A 6,552-nucleotide genomic window follows, 5' to 3' on the forward strand; every position below is an offset into this window, starting at 1 on the left:
CACTTCTTTTTTTTTACCCAAAAATAAATTTAACATGGAGTCGTACCCAAGCCCGGCTGAAGGGGACGGACTCGAAATCCGTTAGGGGTCGTAAGGCCCGCGTGGGTTCGAATCCCACCGACTCCGCTTATATCGAGCATCTCACATCGTGTGAGGTGCTTTTTTATTGCACCAAGATCCGTTCGCATGCTATGTTTTCCTACATGTAAAAAGGAAGAAGGAGCACTTGATATGACCAATACAAAAGAAACCTTACTCACTCACTATAAAGAAACGATGAACTTCGTCCGTGAACTCGAACACATCCCGGAAGACGCGTGGCGTAGCTCATATGCGGAAGGCAAATGGACGATTGCTGAAATCGTAGGTCACTTGTCACCGTGGGACCGCTTCATGGTGGCAGAACGTCTTCCATTCATGTTGGCGGACGAACCATTCCGTGTGAAGCCGAACAGTCAGGAAGTCAACGAAGAAGCGGCGAAGATGAGTCGCGAGCAGCAACGAATCTTAACGATTGATGAATTCTTAGTCAGCCGTGACCTATTAAGCCGGGCCGTTGATTTGATTCCGGAAGAACGTTTGATGGATACGTTCACTTCGAACGGGAAAACGATGATGATCGTCGACTTGCTTGGCGCGATGAAACAGCACGACTTACATCACATCGACCAAATCAAACAAGTAACAGCACGCTAAAAAAAGCCCTTCGACGACTGTCGAGGGCTCAGGCTGTAGACAAAGTGCCATCGGGAGATCAAGCGTCTTTTTTCGTTGCTTTCCTCGGGCGAGGCGCAAGCCGTTGCTCCTTCGTCCTAACGGACAAGAAGCAGGGTCTTGTCTGCCTCTGAACGTGCGTTCCCCGCAGGAGTCAACGAAACGTGACGCTTTTTAGGTAACACTATGACGGAAAGCCAGTCATGCAGACGGTTTAGGGCGCAATCCGTCTCGAATCGCTTAGAACCGCGAAAAGCAATCGGTCGCGACCCTGCAGCTTTGCTGTAGCGGCGCGGAAGATTGCCGCTTTGAAGACGAGGCGAGACAGGGAAGCGCGACCGGATTGTCTTTCGTTATCGCATGTTCACGCTTTATAAGAGTTTGTCTACACGCAAAAGCCCTTCGGCGACTGTCGAAGGGCTTTTGCGTGTGAATCAACGTGTTTTTGCAATCCGGGCGACTTCAAGTTGTTTATCGATTTTCGAGAGGATACGTTCAATCGACTCCGGTTCATTGAGAAGATCATATTCATCGATGGATAAACGAAGGACCGGGCAAATCGTGAAGTTATTGATCCAGTTCGTATACCGTTCGTACATCTCTTCCCAATACTCGATTGGTGTTTGCTGTTCCATCTCGCGTCCGCGGAGACGAATCCGGTCGAGCACCTGTTCAAACGATCCTTCCAGATAAATCAACAAGTCCGGATGCGGGAAAAATGGCGTCATGACCATCGCATCGAACAAACTGGAGTACGTTTCGTAGTCCGTTGGTGACATCGTTCCTTTTTCGAAGTGCATCTTCGCGAAAATGCCTGTATCTTCGTAGATGGAGCGGTCTTGGATGAAACCACCACCGTATTGGAAGATTTTCTTTTGTTCTTTAAACCGTTCCGCTAAGAAATAGATTTGTAAGTGGAAGCTCCAGCGCTCGAAATCGTGGTAGAATTTATCGAGATAAGGGTTCGTATCGACTTTTTCAAGAGATGTCCGGAAGCCGAGTGCGTCTGCTAGACCATTCGTGATCGTCGATTTTCCGATTCCGACCATTCCACCGATCGTAATGACGGCATCTGCCGGAATATTGTATTTTTCACGTAACTTCGAGTTCATGCGTGGTTCGCTCCTTCATATAATTCATTGCGGATTTTAGTTAAGACATGATCCAAGTCTTCTGGGCGTTTGACGAAGTCGAGTTCATCTCCGTTAAAACGGATGACTTTGACTTCCGGGTGTTTGATTTGATACTCCGTGACGAACGTTTCGTAGTCTGCTGCGAGTTGCTCGAGATAATCGCGTGACATGTGTTCTTCAACTTCACGTCCGCGTAAGGCGACGCGTTTCATCAGTGTATCGATACTCGCATTCAAGTAGATGACGGCATCCGGTTTTGGCATATCCGTCGTTAAGATCGAATAAATTTGTTCATATTTATCGATGTGCTCTACTTTGAGCGAGCGGTGAGCAAAAATCAGGTTTTTAAAGATATGATAATCAGCGACGACAGAGCGTTGTTTACTTAGGTAGTGACGTTCGATATCATCGAGCTGTTTAAAGCGATTGCATAAAAAGAACATCTCTGTTTGGAAACTCCATTCTTCGATGTCCTCATAGAACTTTCCAAGAAAGGGATTTTCTTCGACAATTTCGCGTAACATAGAAAATGAGAAATGATGACTGATGGCGTTCGCAAGTGAAGTTTTGCCTACACCAATCGGTCCTTCAACCGTTATGAACATATTCAATTACCCTCCGTTCAGCAAAGTGCAATTTATATTTTAGCACAAAGCAGGGACCCCTGCCGAAGTTTCAGAGGGAGAATTTTTGTAAAGATAGGGAGTGAGTAGAAGTGGAGCGACACGAATATTATATGGAGCTCGCGATTGGTGAGGCGAAAAAGGCGGAAGCCATCGGCGAAGTGCCGATTGGGTGTGTCATCGTCAAAGACGATCAAGTCATTGCGACCGGGTATAATCACCGGGAAACGAATCATCAGGCGACGGCACACGCCGAATTACTCGCGATTGAGCAAGCGTGTGAAAAGCTCGGGAACTGGCGACTGGAAGGGTGCGAACTGTATGTGACGCTTGAACCGTGTCCGATGTGTGCCGGAGCCATCATGTTATCGCGGATTGAACATGTCATCTTCGGAGCCGATGATCCAAAAGGTGGTTGTTGCGGAACTTTGATGAACCTCATCCAAGATGAGCGCTTTAACCATGTTTCACGTCTGACGAGTGGTATATTAGAAAAAGAATGTGGTGAGTTGTTAACGGCGTTCTTTCGCGAACTTCGTGCGAAAAAGAAAGCAAAGAAACGTGCAATGGGTTGCAACAATTTAGACGAAACAGTATAATGAAAAAGCACTCGAACGGGTGCCACTAAAAAACGATAAATCATTTGCCGTGCTAGGTGGGGATGTAGCGGTTCCCTGTCACTCGCAATCCGCTATAGCGAGACTGAATTCCATATCGAGGGATATGATTGGTATGGTCTGCCTTACGTAAGTAGCGTTGACGTTTGAGTCCTGCGCAACAGATACCCATGAACTAGGTCAGGTCCGGAAGGAAGCAGCCTTAAGTGGTGCTCTCTGTGTGCCGCAGGAGTGCTTGAACTGAGCAGGCTGCGTGAGTAACGCATGTTGAACATATTTCAGAATATGGTGCGCGGCAGTTTAATTTTTATAAAACAAGTCTACAGCCGGTTTCGGTTGTAGACTTTTTTAGGTAGAATAGAACAAGGATCTTAAAAAAGAGGAGGCGCAAATTTGGCCTATCAAGCACTATACCGCGTGTATCGTCCGCAGCGTTTTGATGAAGTCGTCGGGCAAGCACATATCACTCGGACGATTCAAAACGCATTGATGGAAGAACGGATGTCACATGCCTACCTATTTTCAGGCCCGCGCGGAACGGGGAAGACAAGTCTTGCGAAAATCATCGCAAAAGCAATCAACTGTGAACACGCACCTGTAAAAGAACCGTGTAATGAATGCCCGACATGTCTCGCGATTACGGAAGGATCGAGTCCGGATGTGTTCGAAATCGATGCGGCTTCAAACAACGGAGTCGACGAAATTCGCGAAATCCGCGATAAGGTGAAGTACCCGCCTTCAGAAGCAGCCTATAAAGTTTATATCATCGATGAAGTGCATATGCTATCGACGGGAGCGTTCAATGCATTATTAAAAACGCTTGAAGAACCACCGGCACATGCGATTTTCATCTTAGCGACAACAGAGCCCCATAAAATCCCGGCGACCATCATTTCGCGTTGCCAACGTTTTGATGTCAAACGCCATGAAGTCGACCAACTAGTCGAACGGATGCAGTTCATCTTATCCGATCAAGAAATTGCCTACTCGGAGACGGCGTTACGGTTGATTGCACGCGCAGCAGACGGAGGAATGCGGGATGCCTTAAGTTTACTCGACCAAGCAGTCGCTTTCTCGAATGGGGATTTGACGGATGCTGCCGTACTCGAAGTAACGGGTGCCGTAGAAGACGAAGCGTTGCTCGCGATTGCAAACGCACTTCATAATCAGCAAGTCGATCAATTATTGCAGACACTTGAGCAGATGCAACGGGCAGGAAAAGACCTGAAGCGATTCGTCGAGGACCTGGTCTTCTTCTATCGGGATACGCTCCTGCTAAAAGCCTCACCGACGGCAGTCGATTTGTTAGAACGCGCCCGTCCGACAGAGGAATTCAAACAGTTTGTCGAAATGATTGAAGCGGAAACATGTTTCCATGTCATCGAACAACTGCATGATTGCCAACAACAGATGCGATTGACGAATCATCCACGTGTCTTAGTCGAGATTGCCTTCATCCAAATTACGGAACAGGGGCGTACGACGGGACAAATCGTCCAGTCATTGCAACAGGAAGTAAGAGAAATGAAGGAACAGATGCATCAGTTGAAAGCGAACGGTGTACCGGCAGCAGAAACAGTCGCGGCGCAACCAGCTAAACGGAAGCAAGGTCGTCCGACCGTGCGGATCGCGAAAGAGCGGATTCGACAAATGCTGATGCGAGCAGAAAAAGCACAATTGCTTGAAATCCAAGAGCGCTGGGATGCTATTCTAAAACTCATCTTAAAGCAAGATGGTCCGATCTATTCGCTTGTCCATGAAAGTAAACCCGTCTTGTGTTCGGGAGATACGTTATTGATTGAGTTTGATAACGGGAAGGGCTGGCATTTCGAACAAGTCATGACGAATGAACGAACGCGTTTCGTTATCGAAGAAGCCCTGTTTGAAGTATGTGGCGTCAAACGGGAGATTCTCGCAATTCTTGATCAAGACTGGAATGAATTAAAGGCAGAGTTTGTTGCAAAGCGAAATAGTAGTAATATAGAAGAGAAAGAGGTCGCTGAAGAATCGGAAAGCGATCGCTTATTATCCGAGACGCTTGGTCGTTTTGGTGATATCGTAGAATTTGAAGACTAATCTTACTTGAGGAGGAACAAATATGCGTGGTATGGGAAACATGAACAATATGATGAAACAAATGCAAAAGATGCAAAAGGATATGGCGAAAGCTCAGGAAGAACTTAAGGATTTGACAGTGACAGGTACAGCTGGCGGTGAAATGGTATCTGTCGTAGCTGATGGTCATAAAAATATCATCGACGTCATCATCAAAGAAGAAGTAGTGGATCCTGACGATGTCGAAATGATTCAAGATCTCGTCCTCGCTGCAACGAATGATGCATTGAAAAAAGTCGATGAACTTGTTTCAAGTAAAATGGGTAAATTTACGCAAGGTATGAACATGCCGGGAATGTTTTAAACTGTAGGGGGAAATCAATTGCAATATCCTGAAGCAATCAGTCGTTTGATTGAAAGTTTTACGAAGCTACCGGGGATCGGACCGAAAACGGCTGTTCGTCTTGCTTTTCATGTCTTAGACATGGAAGAAGATGATGTGTTGATGTTCGGGAAGGCACTCGTCAGCGCGAAGCGCGATATTTCTTATTGTAGCGTGTGTGGAAACATAACGGACAAAGATCCGTGTTATGTTTGTTCGGATAAACATCGTAATCGGACGGTTGTCTGTGTTGTTCAGGATTCGCGAGATGTGATTGCGATGGAGAAGATGCGAGATTATCAAGGGTTGTACCATGTACTCCACGGGGCGATTAGTCCAATGGAAGGGATTGGACCTGAAGACATTAACGTATCGAGTCTTTTGACACGTCTTCAAGAAGACGAAGCCATTACGGAAATCATCTTAGCAACGAATCCGAACATTGAGGGAGAGGCAACGGCGATGTACTTGTCACGTTTACTGAAACCGACGGGAATTCGTGTGACACGAATTGCACATGGTCTTCCTGTTGGGGGAGATTTAGAGTATGCGGACGAAGTTACATTATCCCGTGCGATGGAGGGAAGACGCGAACTATGAGTTGGTTTCGAAAAAAAATCCGAAACGAATACGATGAGCGTCTCCTTACAGAATTGTCTAAAGCAAAAGAAGACTACTTGATGAAACGTCATCTACTTGAGATTAGTTATGATGATTATGGTGATCTTGAAGCACAAATGAAATTAGCCGAGTCGTTGTATTTCTTCTATATAAGCGAAGCAAAACGAAGACGCGTTTCAATCATGATGAAGTGAACGAGTGAAGGCTGTGAGCCCGAGTGGTTTGCAGCCTTTAATCTGTTCTTAAAAAGAAGAATCGAAAAAAATGAAACTATTTTAATAAAACAGTTGTCATCCCCTAACTATCGTGGTATATTAATTCATGTCCTAAAGAGGACGCACGCTTGAAACGAACGAAAAAACTTCTTTTAAAAAGTTGTTGACTTATCGTTCCAGACTTGGTATTCT

At 46.0% G+C, this 6,552-nt stretch carries 8 protein-coding genes, 1 tRNA gene and 1 other RNA gene; 8 read left to right on the top strand and 2 right to left on the bottom strand.

Going from position 1 to position 6,552, the window contains the following annotated elements:
- Positions 1 to 36 precede the first annotated feature (36 nt).
- Together KNQ05_RS15405 and KNQ05_RS15410 are read left to right on the top strand one after the other, a co-directional pair.
- Positions 37 to 126, top strand: a tRNA-Ser gene (locus KNQ05_RS15405).
- Positions 127 to 231: 105 nt separating this feature from the next.
- On the top strand, positions 232 to 696 hold the full coding sequence (locus tag KNQ05_RS15410; RefSeq protein ID WP_157898458.1) for a DinB family protein: 465 nt from the start codon (positions 232 to 234) through the stop codon (positions 694 to 696).
- A gap of 452 nt (positions 697 to 1,148) precedes the next feature.
- Here KNQ05_RS15410 and KNQ05_RS15415 read toward each other — a convergent pair whose 3' ends face one another.
- On the bottom strand, positions 1,149 to 1,826 hold the full coding sequence (locus KNQ05_RS15415) for a deoxynucleoside kinase (RefSeq protein WP_029332186.1): 678 nt from the start codon (positions 1,824 to 1,826) through the stop codon (positions 1,149 to 1,151).
- Entirely contained in the window at positions 1,823 to 2,452 is a 630-nt protein-coding gene (locus KNQ05_RS15420; RefSeq protein WP_214806041.1) for a deoxynucleoside kinase, read from the bottom strand. Before KNQ05_RS15420 ends, KNQ05_RS15415 begins: the two co-directional genes overlap by 4 nt.
- A 110-nt stretch (positions 2,453 to 2,562) precedes the next feature.
- Between KNQ05_RS15420 and tadA the strand changes: the two genes are divergently transcribed.
- The 6 genes from tadA to KNQ05_RS15450 all read left to right on the top strand — a co-directional run bounded on the left by tadA (position 2,563) and on the right by KNQ05_RS15450 (position 6,339).
- Positions 2,563 to 3,069, top strand: a complete 507-nt coding sequence (gene tadA, locus KNQ05_RS15425) for a tRNA adenosine(34) deaminase TadA (RefSeq protein WP_214806043.1) — start codon at positions 2,563 to 2,565, stop codon at positions 3,067 to 3,069.
- A gap of 47 nt (positions 3,070 to 3,116) precedes the next feature.
- Positions 3,117 to 3,383, top strand: an RNA gene (ffs, locus tag KNQ05_RS15430) — signal recognition particle sRNA large type.
- Between the two features lie 97 nt (positions 3,384 to 3,480).
- Positions 3,481 to 5,163 carry a DNA polymerase III subunit gamma/tau gene (dnaX, locus tag KNQ05_RS15435; RefSeq protein WP_088835960.1) on the top strand — a complete coding sequence of 561 codons (1,683 nt, stop codon included), beginning with the start codon at positions 3,481 to 3,483 and terminating at the stop codon, positions 5,161 to 5,163.
- Between the two features lie 22 nt (positions 5,164 to 5,185).
- Positions 5,186 to 5,506, top strand: coding sequence for a YbaB/EbfC family nucleoid-associated protein (locus tag KNQ05_RS15440; protein WP_012368932.1), 321 nt, complete (start codon positions 5,186 to 5,188; stop codon positions 5,504 to 5,506).
- 18 nt (positions 5,507 to 5,524) lie between these two features.
- Entirely contained in the window at positions 5,525 to 6,124 is a 600-nt protein-coding gene (gene recR, locus KNQ05_RS15445; RefSeq protein WP_029332190.1) for a recombination mediator RecR, read from the top strand.
- The gene (locus KNQ05_RS15450; RefSeq protein WP_029332191.1) at positions 6,121 to 6,339 is read left to right on the top strand and encodes a YaaL family protein; all 219 of its coding nucleotides are present in this window, start codon (positions 6,121 to 6,123) and stop codon (positions 6,337 to 6,339) included. The genes recR and KNQ05_RS15450 overlap by 4 nt, the downstream gene beginning before the upstream one ends.
- Positions 6,340 to 6,552 lie beyond the last annotated feature (213 nt).

This window comes from Exiguobacterium sp. s125, from assembly GCF_018618605.1.
GTDB classification, from domain to species: domain Bacteria; phylum Bacillota; class Bacilli; order Exiguobacteriales; family Exiguobacteriaceae; genus Exiguobacterium_A; species Exiguobacterium_A oxidotolerans.